The following is a 17,812-nucleotide window of genomic DNA, read 5'->3' on the forward strand; positions in this document are numbered from 1 at the left end:
AGGGCATGAAGCCCCGCCAAATTAGGGGTACAAGAGTCTAAAGACCTTCCTGCACACCGTCAAGGCGCGCCCGGCTCACGCCGGGACATGTGCCTATCAATTGCCGCTGGAATTCAACGCTTCGGTGAGCGCCGCTTCCACTTCGTCCGCACTCACCCGGAGCGGTTTGTCCGCGTCACGCTTGCGCTTGCGCTCGCTGTGATACTGCAGACCGGTACCAGCCGGAATCAAGCGACCCACGACGACGTTTTCCTTCAGGCCACGCAGGTAGTCGCGCTTGCCGGTAACGGCAGCTTCAGTGAGGACACGAGTGGTCTCCTGGAACGAAGCCGCAGAGATGAAGGACTCGGTCGACAAGGACGCCTTGGTGATACCCAGCAGGACGCGGGTGTACTTGGAGCCAAACTTGTCGTCCTCGGACAGACGCTCGTTCTCTTCCAGCACCTGTGTCAGCTCCATCTGGTCGCCCTTGATAAAGCTGGAGTCTCCCGACTCAGCCACTTCGACCTTGCGCAGCATCTGGCGCAGGATGGTCTCAATGTGCTTGTCGTTGATCTTCACACCTTGCAGGCGATAGACGTCTTGGATCTCATTGACGATGTACTTGGCCAGCGCGCTGACACCCAGCAGGCGCAAGATGTCGTGCGGGTTGCTCGGCCCGTCGGAGATCACTTCACCCTTGTTTACCTGTTCGCCTTCGAAGACGTTGAGGTGACGCCATTTCGGGATCAGCTCTTCGTAAGGATCCGTTCCATCGGTAGGCGTGATGACCAGCCGGCGCTTGCCCTTGGTTTCCTTGCCGAAGGAAATCGTCCCGCTGATTTCCGCTAGGATCGACGGCTCTTTCGGACGACGCGCTTCGAACAAATCGGCAACGCGGGGCAGACCACCGGTAATGTCGCGAGTCTTCGACGTTTCCTGAGGAATACGAGCGATAACGTCACCGACGTTGATTTCAGCACCATCGGCCACACCGACCAAAGCGTTAGCCGGCAGGAAGTACTGAGCCGGCACGTCGGTACCTGGCAACAACAGCTCCTTGCCACTGGCATCGACCATCTTGATTGCCGGACGAATATCCTTGCCGGATGCTGGACGATCCTTCGGATCCATTACCTCGATGTTGGTCAGGCCAGTCAGCTCGTCCGTCTGGCGCTTGATGGTGATGTTCTCTTCCATACCCACGAAGGTCACTACACCCTTCATCTCGGTGACGATCGGGTGAGTGTGCGGATCCCACTTCGCTACAACGGACCCGGCATCGACCTTGTCGCCTTCCTTGATGGAAATGACAGCACCGTACGGCAGCTTGTAACGCTCGCGCTCACGACCATAGTCGTCAGCGACCGCCAGTTCACCGGAGCGGGAAACTGCAATAAGGGCGCCATCGGCACGCTCGACATACTTCAGGTTGTGTAGGCGGATGGTGCCGCCGTTCTTAACCATGACATTGTCGACCGCCGAGGTACGGCTCGCCGCACCACCGATGTGGAATGTCCGCATCGTGAGCTGGGTACCCGGCTCACCGATCGACTGAGCGGCAATGACACCAACCGCTTCGCCAATGTTGACCAGATGGCCCCGAGCCAGGTCGCGACCGTAGCACTTGGCGCAGATGCCGTAGCGGGTTTCGCAGCTGATCGGCGAGCGCACAACGACTTCGTCGATACTGTTCAGCTCGATGAAATCGACCCACTGCTCGTCGATCAAGGTACCCGCCGGGACGAGCACATCGTCGCTGCCGGGCTTGAGCACGTCACGCGCAATGACACGACCCAGTACACGCTCGCCCAACGGCTCGACGACGTCACCGCCTTCGATGTGCGGCGTCATGTGCAGGCCCTGTTCGGTACCACAATCGATTTCGGTAACGACCAGATCTTGCGCAACATCAACCAGACGGCGAGTCAGGTAACCAGAGTTAGCCGTCTTCAGTGCGGTATCCGCCAGACCCTTACGAGCACCGTGGGTCGAGATGAAGTACTGGAGTACGTTCAGACCTTCACGGAAGTTCGCGGTAATTGGCGTTTCGATGATCGAGCCATCCGGCTTGGCCATCAGACCACGCATACCAGCAAGCTGACGGATCTGGGCTGCGGAACCCCGTGCGCCAGAGTCAGCCATCATGTACATCGAGTTGAAGGAGTCTTGTTCGGCCTCGTTGCCTTCACGATCGATGACCTTCTCTTTCGAGAGGTTGGCCATCATTGCCTTAGACACTTCATCGTTGGCCTTGGACCAGAGGTCGATCACCTTGTTGTACTTCTCGCCCTGGGTTACCAGGCCGGACGCGTATTGCGACTCGATCTCCTTCACTTCTTCGGTGGCCGCGTCGATGATGCGAGCCTTTTCGTCAGGGATCACGAAATCGTTCACGCCGATCGATACCCCAGAAATGGTGGAGTAAGCGAAACCGGTGTACATCAATTGGTCGGCGAAAATGACGGTGTCCTTCAGACCCACCGTGCGGTAGCACAGGTTGATCAGCTTGGAAATCGCCTTCTTCTTCATCGGCTGGTTGACTACCTCGAACGCCAGCCCTTCGGGCACTACCTGGAACAGAAGCGCGCGGCCGACGGTGGTATCAACGATGCGGGTATTGCGAGTAATGCTGCCATCGCGTGCCTTGATGGTTTCGCTAATACGAACCTTGACGCGGGCATGCAAAGAAGCCTCGCCAGCGCGGAATACGCGGTCGACTTCCTGCAAGTCGGCAAACACGCGGCCCTCGCCCTTGGCATTGATGGCTTCGCGGGTCATGTAGTACAGACCCAAGACCACGTCCTGCGAGGGAACGATGATCGGCTCGCCGTTGGCGGGCGACAGAATGTTATTGGTGGACATCATCAGCGCGCGCGCTTCGAGCTGGGCTTCCAGCGTCAGCGGCACGTGCACGGCCATCTGGTCACCGTCGAAGTCGGCGTTGTACGCGGCGCAGACCAGCGGATGCAGCTGGATCGCCTTACCTTCGATCAGCACGGGCTCGAACGCCTGGATACCCAGACGGTGGAGCGTCGGTGCGCGGTTGAGCAGCACGGGATGTTCGCGGATGACTTCAGCCAGAACGTCCCAGACCTCAGGCAGTTCGCGCTCGACCATCTTCTTGGCAGCCTTGATGGTGGTCGCCATACCGCGCATTTCCAGCTTGCCGAAAATGAACGGTTTGAACAGTTCGAGAGCCATCTTCTTCGGCAGACCGCACTGGTGCAGACGCAGGGTCGGGCCCACGGTAATTACCGAACGACCGGAGTAGTCCACACGCTTGCCGAGCAGGTTCTGACGGAAACGACCCTGCTTGCCCTTGATCATGTCGGCCAGGGACTTGAGAGGACGCTTGTTCGAGCCAGTGATGGCGCGGCCACGACGACCGTTGTCGAGCAGTGCGTCGACGGCCTCCTGCAGCATGCGCTTTTCGTTGCGCACGATGATGTCCGGCGCCGACAGGTCGAGCAGGCGCTTGAGACGGTTGTTACGGTTGATCACGCGGCGATACAGATCGTTGAGATCCGATGTCGCGAAGCGGCCGCCGTCGAGCGGAACCAGCGGACGCAGATCCGGCGGCAGTACCGGCAGAACGGTGAGTACCATCCACTCCGGCAGGTTGCCCGAGCCATGGAAGGCTTCCATCAGCTTCAGACGCTTGGACAGCTTCTTGATCTTGGTTTCCGAGTTGGTCTGCGGAATCTCTTCGCGCAGCCGACCGATCTCGTGCTCCAGATCGATTTCATGCAGCAGCTCGCGCACGGCTTCGGCGCCCATGCGCGCGTCGAAGTCGTCACCGAACTCTTCGAGGGCTTCGAAGTACTGCTCGTCATTGAGCAACTGGCCCTTTTCCAGGGTCGTCATGCCCGGATCGATGACCACGTAGCTCTCGAAATAGAGTACGCGCTCGATGTCACGCAGGGTCATGTCCAACAGCAGGCCGATACGGCTCGGCAGCGACTTCAGGAACCAGATGTGGGCAACCGGCGAAGCCAGTTCGATATGCGCCATGCGCTCGCGACGAACCTTGGCCAGTGCGACTTCGACACCACACTTCTCACAGATCACGCCGCGGTGCTTGAGGCGCTTGTACTTGCCGCACAGGCACTCGTAGTCCTTGACCGGGCCAAAGATCTTGGCGCAGAAGAGGCCGTCACGCTCGGGCTTGAACGTACGGTAATTGATGGTCTCTGGCTTCTTGACCTCGCCAAAGGACCAGGAACGGATCATCTCGGGCGAAGCCAATGCAATCTTGATGGCATCGAACTCTTCGATTTGACCCTGGTTTTTCAACAGATTCAGCAAGTCTTTCAAGGCCTTTCCTCCTCACGGACCTGCGGTGAGCGGCTGATGCCGGTCACCGCATCGCGGTGCGTGGTTATTCGGTTTCCAGATCGATGTCGATACCGAGCGAGCGGATCTCTTTGATCAACACGTTGAAGGATTCCGGCATGCCGGGCTCCATGCGGTGATCGCCGTCCACGATGTTCTTGTACATCTTGGTCCGCCCGTTCACGTCGTCCGACTTGACCGTGAGCATTTCCTGCAGGGTGTAGGCGGCGCCATAGGCTTCCAGCGCCCAGACCTCCATCTCCCCGAAACGCTGGCCACCGAACTGCGCCTTACCGCCCAGCGGCTGCTGGGTAACCAGGCTGTAGGAACCGGTGGAACGCGCGTGCATCTTGTCGTCGACCAGGTGGTTCAGCTTCAGCATGTACATATAGCCGACGGTGGTGGTGCGCTCGAACTTGTTACCAGTACGACCATCGAACAGCTGCATCTGGCCGCTTTCCGGCAGATCGGCCAGCTTCAGCATGGCCTTGATCTCACGCTCCTTGGCACCGTCGAACACCGGCGTCGCCATCGGCACACCGCCACGCAGGTTCTTCGCCAGATCCAGAATCTCCTGGTCGCTGAAGCTTTCCAGATTCTCCTGGCGTCCACCGATCTCGTTGTAGATCTCGGTCAGGAACTTGCGCAGCTCGGCGACCTTGCGCTGCTCTTCGAGCATGCGGTTGATCTTCTCGCCCAAGCCCTTGGCCGCAAGGCCCAGGTGGGTTTCAAGGATCTGACCGACGTTCATACGCGAAGGTACACCCAGCGGGTTCAACACGATGTCGACCGGCGTGCCATTGGCATCATGCGGCATGTCTTCGACCGGCATGATCACCGAGACAACACCCTTGTTACCGTGACGACCGGCCATCTTGTCGCCCGGCTGGATACGCCGCTTGATGGCCAGATAGACCTTGACGATCTTCAGCACGCCCGGCGCCAGATCATCGCCCTGCTGCAGCTTGCGCTTCTTGTCCTCGAACTTGTCGTCGAGCAGCTGACGGCGGTCGGACAGATACGCCTGAGCCTTTTCCAGCTGCTCGTTCAGCGCATCGTCGGTCATGCGCAGCTTGAACCACTGCCCATGCTCGAGGCCGTCGAGCGTCTCGTCGGTAATGACCGCACCCTTCTTCAGGCCTGCACCACCTTCGACCGCGGTACCAACCAGAGCAGAACGCAGACGCTCGAAAGTAGCGCCCTCGACGATACGGAACTCTTCGTTCAGGTCCTTGCGGATCTCGTCTAGCTGCATCTTTTCGATCGACAGCGCGCGCGAGTCGCGCTCGACACCGTCACGGATGAACACCTGCACGTCGATGACCGTCCCCTTGGTACCGGTCGGCACGCGCAGGGAAGTGTCTTTCACGTCAGACGCCTTCTCACCAAAGATGGCGCGCAGCAGCTTTTCTTCCGGGGTCAGCTGGGTTTCACCTTTCGGCGTGACCTTGCCGACCAGGATGTCGCCCGGCCCAACTTCGGCACCAACGTAAACGATGCCCGCTTCGTCCAGTTTGTTCAGCGCAGCCTCACCCACGTTGGGGATATCCGCGGTGATTTCCTCTGGGCCGAGCTTGGTATCGCGAGATACGCAGGTCAGTTCCTGAATGTGAATGGTGGTGAAACGATCTTCCTGGACCACACGCTCGGAAAGGAGAATGGAGTCTTCGAAGTTGTAGCCGTTCCAGGGCATGAACGCGACGCGCATGTTCTGCCCGAGCGCAAGCTCACCCATGTCGGTGGACGGACCGTCCGCCATGATGTCGCCACGCGCGACCACGTCACCCTTGCTCACCAGCGGGCGCTGGTTGATGCAGGTGTTCTGGTTGGAGCGGGTGTACTTGGTCAGGTTGTAGATGTCGACACCGGCCTCACCGGTCTCGACTTCGTCGTCACGCACACGAACGACAATACGGCTGGCATCGACGGAATCGATCACACCGCCACGCCGGGCCACGACGCAGACACCCGAATCTCGGGCAACGTTGCGCTCCATGCCGGTGCCTACCAACGGCTTGTCCGAACGCAAGGTTGGCACGGCCTGGCGCTGCATGTTCGAGCCCATGAGCGCGCGGTTGGCATCGTCGTGTTCGAGGAACGGAATCAGCGATGCAGCAACGGAAACGACCTGCTTCGGCGATACGTCCATCAGCGTCACGTCTTCCGGCGCCTTGACCGTGAATTCGTTCTGATGGCGCACAGCCACGAGCTCGTCGACCAGCTTGCGGCCGTCCAGCTTGGCGCTGGCCTGGGCGATGACATGGTCCGCTTCTTCGATCGCCGACAGAAACACGATCTCGTCAGTGACCTCGCCTTCCTTGACCACGCGGTACGGGCTCTCGAGGAAACCGTACTGGTTGGTGCGAGCATAGGCAGCCAGGGAGTTGATCAGACCGATGTTCGGCCCTTCAGGCGTTTCGATCGGGCAGACGCGACCATAGTGCGTCGGGTGTACGTCGCGGACTTCAAAACCGGCACGCTCACGGGTCAGACCGCCCGGGCCAAGCGCGGAAACGCGGCGCTTGTGGGTGATTTCGGAGAGCGGGTTGTTCTGGTCCATGAACTGAGATAGCTGGCTAGAGCCGAAGAATTCCTTGACCGCAGCCGCTACCGGCTTGGCATTGATCAGATCCTGCGGCATCAGGCCTTCGCTCTCGGCCATCGACAGACGTTCCTTGACCGCACGTTCGACACGCACTAAGCCCACCCGGAACTGATTCTCTGCCATTTCGCCAACGCAGCGCACACGACGGTTACCGAGGTGATCGATGTCGTCGACGATACCTTTGCCGTTGCGAATGTCGACTAGGGTCTTGAGCACCGCGACGATATCTTCGCGACTCAGGACGCCCGGCCCTTCGATTTCGGCGCGACCGATCCGACGGTTGAACTTCATCCGGCCAACGGCCGACAGGTCGTAGCGCTCGGATGCAAAGAACAGGTTATTGAACAGCGTCTCGGCCGCATCCTTGGTTGGCGGTTCGCCAGGACGCATCATCCGATAGATCTCAACCAGCGCTTCGAGCTGATTGGTGGTCGAATCGATCTTCAGCGTGTCAGAAATGAACGGACCGCAGTCGATATCGTTGGTGTAGAGGGTCTCGAAGCGGACAACCTGCGCCTTTAACAACTTGGCCAGCATATCGACAGTCAGTTCGGTATTGCACTCGGCAATGATCTCGCCGGTCGCCGGATGCACGATTGCCTTCGCCGTCGTACGGCCCAAGACATATTCCATCGGCATCTCGAGCGACTTGATGCCCGACTTGTCGAGTTGGTTGATATGGCGCGCAGTGATGCGGCGACCTTGCTCGACGATCACCTTACCGTTCTCGTCCTTGATATCGAAGGACGCGATCTCACCACGCAGCCGCTGTGGAACCAACTCCAGGCTCAGGGTTTCGCCCTTTACATGGAAAACATTGGTGTCATAAAACGCGTCGAGGATTTCCTCGGCGCTGTAGTTTAGGGCGCGCAGCAGCACCGACGCCGGCAGCTTGCGGCGACGGTCGATACGGACGAACACGGCATCCTTCGGGTCGAACTCGAAGTCCAGCCAGGAGCCGCGGTAAGGAATGATGCGAGCGGAATACAGCAGTTTGCCAGAGCTATGAGTTTTGCCACGGTCGTGATCGAAGAACACACCAGGCGAGCGATGGAGCTGGGAGACGATTACGCGCTCGGTGCCGTTGATGATGAAGGTACCGTTTTCGGTCATCAGGGGGATTTCCCCCATGTAGACTTCCTGTTCCTTGATGTCCTTGATCGCCTTGCTCGACGATTCTTTGTCGAAAATGATCAGACGAACCTTTACGCGCAGCGGAACCGCAAAGGTCACGCCGCGCAGGACACATTCCTTGACATCAAAAGCCGGGTCGCCAAGGCGATAGCCGACGTACTCCAGCGCCGCATTGCCGGAATAGCTGATAATCGGAAAAACAGATTTGAAGGCTGCATGCAAGCCAATATCGCGGAACTGATCCTTGGTCGCTCCCGCCTGCAGGAATTCGCGGTACGAATCCAGCTGGATGGCCAAAAGATACGGCACGTCCATCACGTGCGGTAACTTGCTAAAGTCCTTGCGGATTCGTTTTTTCTCAGTGTATGAGTAAGCCATCAGCGTTCCCCAGCTTGGTCACCTGCTTGTTTGGTTGCTCCCGACGAGAGCAACCAGAAAATCTTGCGAATCCCTGGGATTCGCTCCGCCCAACTGAGCGGCTTTCCGCACATCGCTGCACTGAACATAGGCAGCTATAACGGAAAAAGGCCGGTGGCATAAGCCACCAGCCATCAGCCTTACGCGACTCGCTTAGGCTGTAGACGCAAGGTCGTGCTTACTTGAGCTCGACTTTGGCGCCTGCCTCTTCCAGAGCCTTCTTGGCCGCTTCGGCCTCTTCCTTCGAGACGCCTTCCTTCACAACGCCCGGGGCACCGTCAACGACTGCCTTGGCTTCTTTCAGACCCAGGCCGGTCAATTCACGAACCGCCTTGATGACGTTTACTTTCTTGTCGCCGGCTTCAGCCAGGACTACGGTGAACTCGGTCTGCTCTTCAGCAGCAGCAGCAGCCGGGCCAGCAGCAGCTACGGTAGCAGCAGCAGCGGTTACGCCAAACTTTTCTTCCATTGCCTTGATCAGTTCAACAACCTGCATCACGGACATTTCGGAAACGGCGTTGATGATATCTTCGTTGGTCAGAGCCATGACTCTAGTTCCTGTCTATTAGGTGACGGCCTGCGGCCATCTAAGCGAAAAGAAATTCGAAAGATCCAGCGCGGGCCCTCAGGCTGCTGCTGTTTCCTTCTGGTCGCGAATAGCCGCCAGAGTGCGAGCCAGTTTGCTGGTGGCGCCTTGCATCACGCTCATCAGCTGGGAAATGGCTTCGTCGTAGGTCGGCAGGGTTGCCAAAGCGTCGATCTGGTTGGCTGCGATGAACTGACCCTCAAACGCAGCAGCCTTGATTTCGAACTTGTCCTGACCCTTGGCGAACTCTTTGAAAATGCGGGCAGCAGCGCCCGGATGCTCGTTGGAGAACGCAATTAGGGTCGGGCCTTTGAACACGTCGTTGAGCACGTCGTACTGAGTGCCTTCAACAGCGCGGCGCAGCAACGTATTACGTACAACCCGTACGTATACGCCAGCTTCGCGGGCCTCTTTACGGAGTCCGGTCATGGCACCTACAGTCACGCCGCGGGCATCAGCCACGACAGCGGACAGGGCAGCTTTGGCAGCCTCGTTGACTTCAGCGACGATGGCCTTCTTGTCTTCGAGTTTAATTGCCACGGGTGTTTACTCCTGGATGTTACCGGTTCGCCCAGTCGAGACCGGGCGGGTTTTGGTGTCTGATTCGGTACGAATCGGGAGCACCTCTGCGTAGGCTTGACGAAACATTGCTTCGACGGTTTAAGACAATTGCCGCCTACGGTCTTGGATAGCCCCCGCCAGGCAGGGACCCCAATCGTGAGCCGTGGCAGTGTCGCCACGACATATCTGTATTAGGCCTCGAGAGAAGCCTGATCAATGACTAGCCCTGGCCCCATAGTGGTGCTAAGCGTCACGCGCTTGACGTAGATACCCTTCGACGTGGATGGCTTCAGGCGCTTCAGATCTGACAGGAGAGCCTCAACGTTTTGCTTCACATGACCCGCCTCGAAGCCAACCTTACCCACGGAAGTGTGAATGATACCGTTCTTGTCGGTACGGAACCGTACCTGGCCAGCCTTGGCATTCTTGACGGCAGTAGCCACGTCAGCAGTAACGGTACCCACTTTCGGGTTGGGCATCAGACCACGCGGCCCTAGCACCTGGCCCAGTTGACCGACTACACGCATGGCATCAGGAGAAGCGATCACCACGTCGTAATTAAGGTCGCCGCCCTTCATTTCAGCAGCCAACTCATCCATACCTACGCGGTCGGCACCAGCGGCCAAAGCAGCTTCAGCACCCGCACCCTGAGTAAAGACCGCTACGCGAACAGTCTTGCCGGTGCCATTGGGCAGAACAGTGGCTCCACGAACAACCTGGTCGGATTTACGCGGATCAACACCAAGGTTGATGGCGATATCGAACGACTCGGTGAACTTCACAGCTGAGAGCTCGGCCAGCAGCTTGGCGGCGTCTTCAAATGCGTACTGCTTACCCGCTTCGATCTTCGAAGCGATAGCTTTTTGACGCTTAGTCAACTTAGCCATTTACACGCCCTCCACGTTCAGGCCCATGCTCCGAGCGGAGCCGGCAATTGTCCGCACGGCCGCTTCAAGATCAGCAGCGGTGAGATCGGCATTCTTGGTCTTTGCGATCTCCTCCAGCTGTGCGCGCGTAACAGTGCCCACCTTCTGAGTGTTGGGGCGAGCGGAGCCACTGGCGATACCGGCGGCCTTCTTCAGCAACACGGCAGCTGGAGTGCTCTTGGTCTCGAACGTGAAACTGCGGTCACTGTAAACGGTGATGATCACCGGGGTAGGCAAGCCAGGCTCTTGACCTTGCGTGCGCGCATTGAACGCCTTACAGAACTCCATGATGTTCACGCCATGCTGACCCAACGCAGGACCAACGGGCGGAGACGGATTGGCCTGGCCGGCCTTGACCTGAAGCTTGATGTAAGCCTGAATCTTCTTAGCCATAAATACTCCGTTGCGGGTGATAACGCCTATCGGCTCCCCTGTTCACTCGAATATCCCGGTGACGACAAAACCCCGCAGCCAGCAGCTGCGGGGGTATGGGATGCTTTGATCAGCTAGACCTTTTCGACCTGACTGAACTCCAACTCAACCGGGGTGGATCGCCCAAAGATAAGGACAGCCACCTGAATCCGGCTCTTTTCGTAATTGACTTCTTCGACGACGCCATTGAAATCCGCAAAAGGCCCGTCAGCAACACGGACAACCTCGCCCGGCTCAAACAACGTTTTCGGCTTCGGCTTATCACTGCCATCGGCAACGCGACGAAGGATGGCCTCCGCCTCCTTGTCGGTGATAGGCGCAGGCTTGTCGGCGGTACCACCGATAAAGCCCATAACCCTGGGCGTATCCTTGACAAGATGCCAAGCTCCCTCAGCCATATCCATCTGAACAAGGACATAGCCGGGGAAGAACTTGCGCTCACTCTTGCGCTTCTGGCCATTACGCATCTCGACCACTTCCTCGGTCGGAACCAGAATCTCACCGAAATGATCTTCCATACCAGCAAGCTTGATACGCTCAATGAGGGAGCGCATGACATGCTTCTCGTAACCTGAGTAAGCATGCACCACATACCAACGCTTAGCCACGGAACACCTTTAGCCTACGATCAGAGAAACCAACCAGCCGAGCAGGGAGTCAAGCCCCCACAACAGCAGCGCCACAACCAGTACAACCGCAACAACTATCAACGTAGTCTGCGTGGTTTCTTGACGGGTTGGCCAAACGACCTTTCGAATCTCGACGCGCGCCTCTTTCAAAAGAATGAAAAAAGAGCGACCTTTGGACGTCTGCAGAGCAACAAAAGCTGCCACCACAGCAAACACGATTAGCGCAAGGACTCTATACAGAATCGGCTCTGCAGCGTAATACTGGTTACCCACAACAGCCACAACCACCAAAGCAGCCACAACAAACCACTTCAACAGATCGAAGCGCGAGTCTTTGGCTTCTGCTTTGACATTCATCTGCTAGAACCCTGTAAATACTGCCAAATTCGTTTGAAGTTGGCAGGCCAGGAGGGAATCGAACCCCCAACCTGCGGTTTTGGAGACCGCCGCTCTGCCAATTGAGCTACTGGCCTAACAAGAGTCAGGCCGACTATTATGCCGGCCCGAATGGATCAGATCAATCGATTATTCGACGATCTTGGCGACCACACCAGCACCAACGGTACGACCGCCTTCGCGGATAGCGAAGCGCAGGCCGTCTTCCATAGCGATCGGCTTGATCAGGGTAACGACCATCTTGATGTTGTCACCCGGCATAACCATCTCGACGCCTTCCGGCAGTTCGCACGAACCGGTCACGTCAGTAGTCCGGAAGTAGAACTGAGGACGGTAGCCCTTGAAGAACGGGGTGTGACGACCACCTTCTTCCTTGGACAGAACGTACACTTCCGCTTCGAACTTGGTATGCGGCTTGATGGTGCCCGGCTTGGCCAGAACCTGACCACGCTCGACGTCATCACGCTTGGTGCCGCGCAGCAGCACACCACAGTTCTCGCCCGCACGACCTTCGTCGAGCAGCTTGCGGAACATCTCAACACCCGTACAGGTAGTCTTGGTGGTGTCACGCAGACCAACGATCTCGATTTCTTCCTGAACCTTGACGATGCCGCGCTCGACACGACCGGTTACTACGGTACCGCGACCGGAGATCGAGAAGACGTCTTCGATCGGCATCAGGAACGGCTTGTCGATGGCACGAACCGGCTCAGGGATATAGGTATCCAGCGTCTCGACCAGCTTCTTGACCGCAGTGGTGCCCAGCTCGTTGTCGTCTTCGCCGTTCAGCGCCATCAGCGCAGAACCGATGATGATCGGCGTGTCATCACCTGGGAAGTCGTAGGTCGACAACAGGTCACGAACTTCCATTTCGACCAGCTCGAGCAGCTCGGCGTCGTCGACCATGTCAGCCTTGTTCAGGAACACAACGATGTACGGAACACCTACCTGACGGGACAGCAGGATGTGCTCACGCGTCTGCGGCATGGGGCCGTCAGCAGCCGAGCAAACCAGGATCGCGCCATCCATCTGCGCAGCACCGGTGATCATGTTCTTGACGTAGTCGGCGTGGCCGGGGCAGTCAACGTGCGCGTAGTGGCGAACGTTCGAGTCATACTCGACGTGAGCGGTGTTGATGGTGATACCGCGAGCCTTCTCTTCCGGTGCGCTGTCGATCTTGTCGAAGTCGACACGAGCGGAACCGAAAACCTCGGAGCACACGCGAGTCAGAGCAGCAGTCAGAGTGGTCTTGCCATGGTCAACGTGACCAATGGTGCCGACGTTGACGTGCGGTTTGTTACGTTCGAATTTTTCTTTAGCCATCGAGACCGTCTCCCACCGTTGAATTGACTAGTCACGCCACCATTAAAACAAAGGCAGATATTCTCATATCTGCCTTTGGGTACCTGGAGCTCATGAGCGGATTTGAACCGCTGACCTCACCCTTACCAAGGGTGTGCTCTACCAACTGAGCTACATGAGCAAAACATGCCGCCTAGACCTAAACTGGAGCGGGTAGCGGGAATCGAACCCGCATCATCAGCTTGGAAGGCTGAGGTTCTACCACTAAACTATACCCGCCTATCTGTAGGCCTACGCTTAAATCTGGTGGAGGGGGAAGGATTCGAACCTTCGAAGTCGATGACGTCAGATTTACAGTCTGATCCCTTTGGCCGCTCGGGAACCCCTCCAAAACGAGGCGGCATTCTGCTTGCCTACCACCTCACTGTCAAGCACTTTCTCATTTAAAATCTTGAGCTTAGCGCTTTATTTGGCTACTCACGTCACACAGGTAAGAGCCTGCGCTTCGGAGCGGGCGCTATTCTATTTAAACTATTCCAATGTTGCAACGCTGGAGCACGGCATTTGTTGGCTTTCAAGAGCCGGGAAGTCTCTAGCCAAATTCTGAAGCATGTGATTACTCAGCAAACGCTGTCCTTTCTGAGCCACCTTCACCCAGTACCGACGATGCGCACGAGGCAATTCACGTATTGACGCCGCGTAATCCAGCGCCTGTAAACGAGACACGACGCTCTCAGCGGAATCTTTACGCGAGAAAATCCCGAGCGATACGCCATTTGCAAGGTCCCCGACCGTGATCACATAGCTATCAATATTCCTTGACTGGAGTTCACGTAGCTGCCGCAGGGAGGCCTGCCGCGAAACCAACGGCGGTAAATATACCCAGTAATCGACCCCAGCCTGCATATCCAACGGATGAACAACAGAATCAATATCTAAGCTAAGCAAACGCTGCTCTAAAGCTGTGGCTATCCCTTCTTCGTCGAACCCCCCCAGAAAGAGACACGAATCACCCGCCGACAAGTCGCTTTTGCGCGCCGGGGCCGAAGTTTCGCTTAATAGCTTTATCGTGCCTCGATCGGTTGTTCGCTCCTGATTAATCACCGGCCTAGGCTGCTTTGTCGGATTAGTCACCTGGTAGACGTAAAAAAGCACGTTCAGCGCGACCAGGATAAAAAAAAGCCAACGCATCGCCACCTCGCATTAAGGACAAACAACAGCCAGCCCGTCGAAAACCAAATCCGGAACGAACGTCACCCCTGGAAGATCGACGACCAGGGCCGCGTCTCCACCGGTCACGAAGACATCGAAGTTCTCACCAAGAGTCGTGCTCGCTTCGTCTAGCAGAGATTTAATGTAAGCCCGCATCATCCTGACGCACCCACGCTCAACTGCCTCTGCAGTGGACCGACCCGGGGCAAGATTAGATAAGGCAGCCTGCGCCTCTAGCGTCCCGTAATAGACTTTTCGAGTGTGACTTAATAGCTGCTCTCTCATCAAACCGATTCCGGGAGCAATGTAGCCACCCATATGGCGCCCGTCGTCGCCAACGAAGTCCACAGTTACCGCCGTGCCCGTATCGATTACCAAGCATGCGCGACCGCAGAGATGATAAGCGCCGATGATCGCGAGCCAACGGTCCATTCCGAGGCGCTCAAAATCTCGGTAACCGTTGATGACAGCACCTATCGCTCGTGATGGAACTGCTCGCGATACGTCTACTCCAAGTGCGGCGCCAACCGCACTGACAAGACTTGCAGTTTCAGCATCTCCCCTAACGCTCACCATCCGGCAATGGTCGATCGGCCTGCCAGCTGCAGAGATGGCTTGTAGCAATTCATCAACCCCAGCCGCAATGCCACGCAAGACTGGCCTGCCATAGACGCCACATACTATCCGCCACTTGATAAAACTGTTGCCGCAGTCGAGCTCAAGAATCATTGCCGAGCCTCAAGCTCAATTCACCACCACTAAAACGTTTTTCGACGCCATCAACGTCGAGCCTCAAAGCGCCCTGATCATCTACACCCAAGACGCGCCCTTTCACCTCAACAACGCCGGAACTTAGCACGCAGGCCTTTCCTTGCCATAGATGATTGGACTCCCATTCCTCGCGCATGCTGGCGAAACCAGAAAGTGCGTGCTTTCGCAGATAGCGTTCCAAGCTTTCACTGAGCAAACATGAGAGCTCATTCCGATCAAAGACCCGATTAACAACGTCCCTAAGGGATATACACGGCTGGGCTATCTCTAGTGCTTGGCCGACCATGTTTACATTTATACCTACGCCAATAACGACAGAGCATACGTCTGCAGGATCACCTATCAGCTCCAAAAGAATGCCGGCAATTTTCTTATCGTCGGCATATATGTCGTTCGGCCACTTCAACCCAACCCGGGCCACCCCACAACGAGTCAACGTCTCCAGCACGGCTAGTCCGACCACGAGACTCAAGCCAGCGAGACCTGCGGATCCGTTCGAAACACTCCACGCTAAAGAGTAATAAAGGTTTTTGTATGCAGGACTGACCCATTGACGCCCGCGTCGGCCCCGGCCGTTGACCTGACATTCAGAGATCACGATAAAAGGCGGCGGCACCCCGCGCTGGAGTAGCCGTAACGCCTCAGCGTTTGTCGAGTCGAGATGCTCCGCTACGTGGACTCGCCATCCCTGACGCCCTAAGAAAGCCTCCAGACGACCCTGGTCGAGCAAATCCAAACGTTCAGCCAGCCTGTAGCCCTTACCTGGCACTCGAAAAACCTCGATTCCATGCTCGGCTTCGAGTTTTTTCAAGCCCTTCCAAATCGAAGCCCTGCTTATTCCAAGCGCTAAGCCTAGCTCTTCGCCAGAATGGAACTGCCCGTCGCTAAGTAAGCCCAAGATACTGTTCATGTCGAACTCCTTTAGCAAGCTGAGCATAATAACGACCGTGCCAGGCGGCCCAGAACTTCTATTTCCCTTTTCCAGCCCACAAAGACAAACCCCCGGCCATCATAGATGGTCGGGGGTTTGGTGTATAAGCTTGACGATGACCTACTCTCACATGGGGAAGCCCCACACTACCATCGGCGATGCGTCGTTTCACTTCTGAGTTCGGGATGGGATCAGGTGGTTCCAACGCTCTATGGTCGTCAAGCAATCTGGTTGGGGAGTCGGTGTTGAGTCGCTTCCCCGAATTGGGCATGTGGTGTTTTGCGAGTGATGCTGATTTTCGGTTTGTTTGTCGACTTCGACCGTCTGACACACAAACATCAAATTGTTTGGGTGTTATATGGTCAAGCCTCACGGGCAATTAGTATGGGTTAGCTCAACGCCTCACAGCGCTTACACACCCCACCTATCAACGTCGTAGTCTTCGACGGCCCTTTAGGGAGCTCAAGGCTCCAGTGAGATCTCATCTTGAGGCAAGTTTCCCGCTTAGATGCTTTCAGCGGTTATCTCTTCCGAACATAGCTACCCGGCAATGCCACTGGCGTGACAACCGGAACACCAGAGGTTCGTCCACTCCGGTCCTCTCGTACTAGGAGCAGCCCCTCTCAAATCTCAAACGTCCACGGCAGATAGGGACCGAACTGTCTCACGACGTTCTAAACCCAGCTCGCGTACCACTTTAAATGGCGAACAGCCATACCCTTGGGACCGGCTTCAGCCCCAGGATGTGATGAGCCGACATCGAGGTGCCAAACACCGCCGTCGATATGAACTCTTGGGCGGTATCAGCCTGTTATCCCCGGAGTACCTTTTATCCGTTGAGCGATGGCCCTTCCATACAGAACCACCGGATCACTAAGACCTACTTTCGTACCTGCTCGACGTGTCTGTCTCGCAGTCAAGCGCGCTTTTGCCTTTATACTCTGCGACCGATTTCCGACCGGTCTGAGCGCACCTTCGTACTCCTCCGTTACTCTTTAGGAGGAGACCGCCCCAGTCAAACTACCCACCATACACTGTCCTCGATCCGGATAACGGACCAGAGTTAGAACCTCAAAGTTGCCAGGGTGGTATTTCAAGGATGGCTCCATGAGAACTGGCGTCCCCACTTCAAAGCCTCCCACCTATCCTACACAAGCAAATTCAAAGTCCAGTGCAAAGCTATAGTAAAGGTTCACGGGGTCTTTCCGTCTAGCCGCGGATACACTGCATCTTCACAGCGATTTCAATTTCACTGAGTCTCGGGTGGAGACAGCGCCGCCATCGTTACGCCATTCGTGCAGGTCGGAACTTACCCGACAAGGAATTTCGCTACCTTAGGACCGTTATAGTTACGGCCGCCGTTTACCGGGGCTTCGATCAAGAGCTTCGCTTGCGCTAACCCCATCAATTAACCTTCCGGCACCGGGCAGGCGTCACACCCTATACGTCCACTTTCGTGTTTGCAGAGTGCTGTGTTTTTAATAAACAGTCGCAGCGGCCTGGTATCTTCGACCGGCATGAGCTTACGGGGTAAACCCTTCACCCTCACCGGCGCACCTTCTCCCGAAGTTACGGTGCCATTTTGCCTAGTTCCTT

At 56.8% G+C, this 17,812-nt stretch carries 12 protein-coding genes, 4 tRNA genes and 2 rRNA genes (1 of these 18 only partly in view); all 18 read right to left on the reverse strand.

Annotated elements, in window-relative coordinates:
* Positions 1-96: 96 nt before the first annotated feature.
* Complete coding sequence (rpoC, locus tag M1D78_RS17935) at positions 97-4,296, reverse strand: DNA-directed RNA polymerase subunit beta' (protein ID WP_437423005.1); 4,200 nt, start codon at positions 4,294-4,296, stop codon at positions 97-99.
* Between the two features lie 64 nt (positions 4,297-4,360).
* Positions 4,361-8,431 carry a DNA-directed RNA polymerase subunit beta gene (rpoB, locus tag M1D78_RS17940; protein ID WP_437423006.1) on the reverse strand — a complete coding sequence of 1,357 codons (4,071 nt, stop codon included), beginning with the start codon at positions 8,429-8,431 and terminating at the stop codon, positions 4,361-4,363.
* Between the two features lie 217 nt (positions 8,432-8,648).
* Complete coding sequence (rplL, locus tag M1D78_RS17945) at positions 8,649-9,017, reverse strand: 50S ribosomal protein L7/L12 (protein ID WP_102852776.1); 369 nt, start codon at positions 9,015-9,017, stop codon at positions 8,649-8,651.
* A 78-nt stretch (positions 9,018-9,095) separates the two neighbouring features.
* Entirely contained in the window at positions 9,096-9,596 is a 501-nt protein-coding gene (rplJ, locus tag M1D78_RS17950; protein ID WP_437423007.1) for a 50S ribosomal protein L10, read from the reverse strand.
* A 212-nt stretch (positions 9,597-9,808) separates the two neighbouring features.
* Entirely contained in the window at positions 9,809-10,504 is a 696-nt protein-coding gene (gene rplA / locus M1D78_RS17955) for a 50S ribosomal protein L1 (RefSeq protein ID WP_437423008.1), read from the reverse strand.
* Positions 10,505-10,936, reverse strand: a complete 432-nt coding sequence (rplK, locus tag M1D78_RS17960; RefSeq protein WP_437423009.1) for a 50S ribosomal protein L11 — start codon at positions 10,934-10,936, stop codon at positions 10,505-10,507.
* 113 nt (positions 10,937-11,049) lie between these two features.
* The gene (nusG, locus tag M1D78_RS17965; protein ID WP_019342058.1) at positions 11,050-11,583 is read right to left on the reverse strand and encodes a transcription termination/antitermination protein NusG; all 534 of its coding nucleotides are present in this window, start codon (positions 11,581-11,583) and stop codon (positions 11,050-11,052) included.
* Positions 11,584-11,592: 9 nt separating this feature from the next.
* The gene (secE, locus tag M1D78_RS17970; RefSeq protein ID WP_437423010.1) at positions 11,593-11,961 is read right to left on the reverse strand and encodes a preprotein translocase subunit SecE; all 369 of its coding nucleotides are present in this window, start codon (positions 11,959-11,961) and stop codon (positions 11,593-11,595) included.
* A gap of 40 nt (positions 11,962-12,001) precedes the next feature.
* Positions 12,002-12,077 (reverse strand) — tRNA-Trp (locus M1D78_RS17975).
* Between the two features lie 52 nt (positions 12,078-12,129).
* A complete protein-coding gene (gene tuf / locus M1D78_RS17980) occupies positions 12,130-13,323 on the reverse strand; it encodes an elongation factor Tu (RefSeq protein ID WP_423706861.1) in 1,194 nt (397 codons plus the stop codon).
* An 84-nt stretch (positions 13,324-13,407) separates the two neighbouring features.
* A tRNA-Thr gene (locus tag M1D78_RS17985) sits at positions 13,408-13,483 on the reverse strand.
* Between the two features lie 24 nt (positions 13,484-13,507).
* Positions 13,508-13,581: transfer RNA gene (locus M1D78_RS17990), tRNA-Gly, on the reverse strand.
* Between the two features lie 25 nt (positions 13,582-13,606).
* Positions 13,607-13,691: transfer RNA gene (locus M1D78_RS17995), tRNA-Tyr, on the reverse strand.
* A gap of 142 nt (positions 13,692-13,833) precedes the next feature.
* Positions 13,834-14,493: an SPOR domain-containing protein gene (locus M1D78_RS18000; RefSeq protein WP_437423013.1), complete on the reverse strand. Its 660-nt coding sequence runs from the start codon at positions 14,491-14,493 to the stop codon at positions 13,834-13,836.
* A 12-nt stretch (positions 14,494-14,505) separates the two neighbouring features.
* A complete protein-coding gene (locus M1D78_RS18005) occupies positions 14,506-15,243 on the reverse strand; it encodes a type III pantothenate kinase (protein ID WP_437423012.1) in 738 nt (245 codons plus the stop codon).
* On the reverse strand, positions 15,233-16,195 hold the full coding sequence (birA, locus tag M1D78_RS18010) for a bifunctional biotin--[acetyl-CoA-carboxylase] ligase/biotin operon repressor BirA (protein ID WP_437423011.1): 963 nt from the start codon (positions 16,193-16,195) through the stop codon (positions 15,233-15,235). The genes M1D78_RS18005 and birA overlap by 11 nt, the downstream gene beginning before the upstream one ends.
* A gap of 128 nt (positions 16,196-16,323) precedes the next feature.
* Positions 16,324-16,439: ribosomal RNA gene (gene rrf, locus M1D78_RS18015) — 5S ribosomal RNA — on the reverse strand.
* 135 nt (positions 16,440-16,574) lie between these two features.
* A 23S ribosomal RNA gene (locus tag M1D78_RS18020) occupies positions 16,575-17,812 on the reverse strand; it runs 1,653 nt beyond the window's last position.

It is taken from the genome of Pseudomonas sp. SA195 (genome assembly GCF_054131565.1).

Coding starts and splice junctions, on each gene's coding strand:
- rpoB (WP_437423006.1), bottom strand. CDS start 8,431: ATGGCTTACTCATACACTGAGAAAAAACGAATCCGCAAGGACTTTAGC.
- rplL (WP_102852776.1), bottom strand. CDS start 9,017: ATGGCTCTGACCAACGAAGATATCATCAACGCCGTTTCCGAAATGTCC.
- rplA (WP_437423008.1), bottom strand. CDS start 10,504: ATGGCTAAGTTGACTAAGCGTCAAAAAGCTATCGCTTCGAAGATCGAA.
- rplK (WP_437423009.1), bottom strand. CDS start 10,936: ATGGCTAAGAAGATTCAGGCTTACATCAAGCTTCAGGTCAAGGCCGGC.
- secE (WP_437423010.1), bottom strand. CDS start 11,961: ATGAATGTCAAAGCAGAAGCCAAAGACTCGCGCTTCGATCTGTTGAAG.
- tuf (WP_423706861.1), bottom strand. CDS start 13,323: ATGGCTAAAGAAAAATTCGAACGTAACAAACCGCACGTCAACGTCGGC.
- M1D78_RS18000 (WP_437423013.1), bottom strand. CDS start 14,493: ATGCGTTGGCTTTTTTTTATCCTGGTCGCGCTGAACGTGCTTTTTTAC.
- M1D78_RS18005 (WP_437423012.1), bottom strand. CDS start 15,243: ATGATTCTTGAGCTCGACTGCGGCAACAGTTTTATCAAGTGGCGGATA.
- birA (WP_437423011.1), bottom strand. CDS start 16,195: ATGAACAGTATCTTGGGCTTACTTAGCGACGGGCAGTTCCATTCTGGC.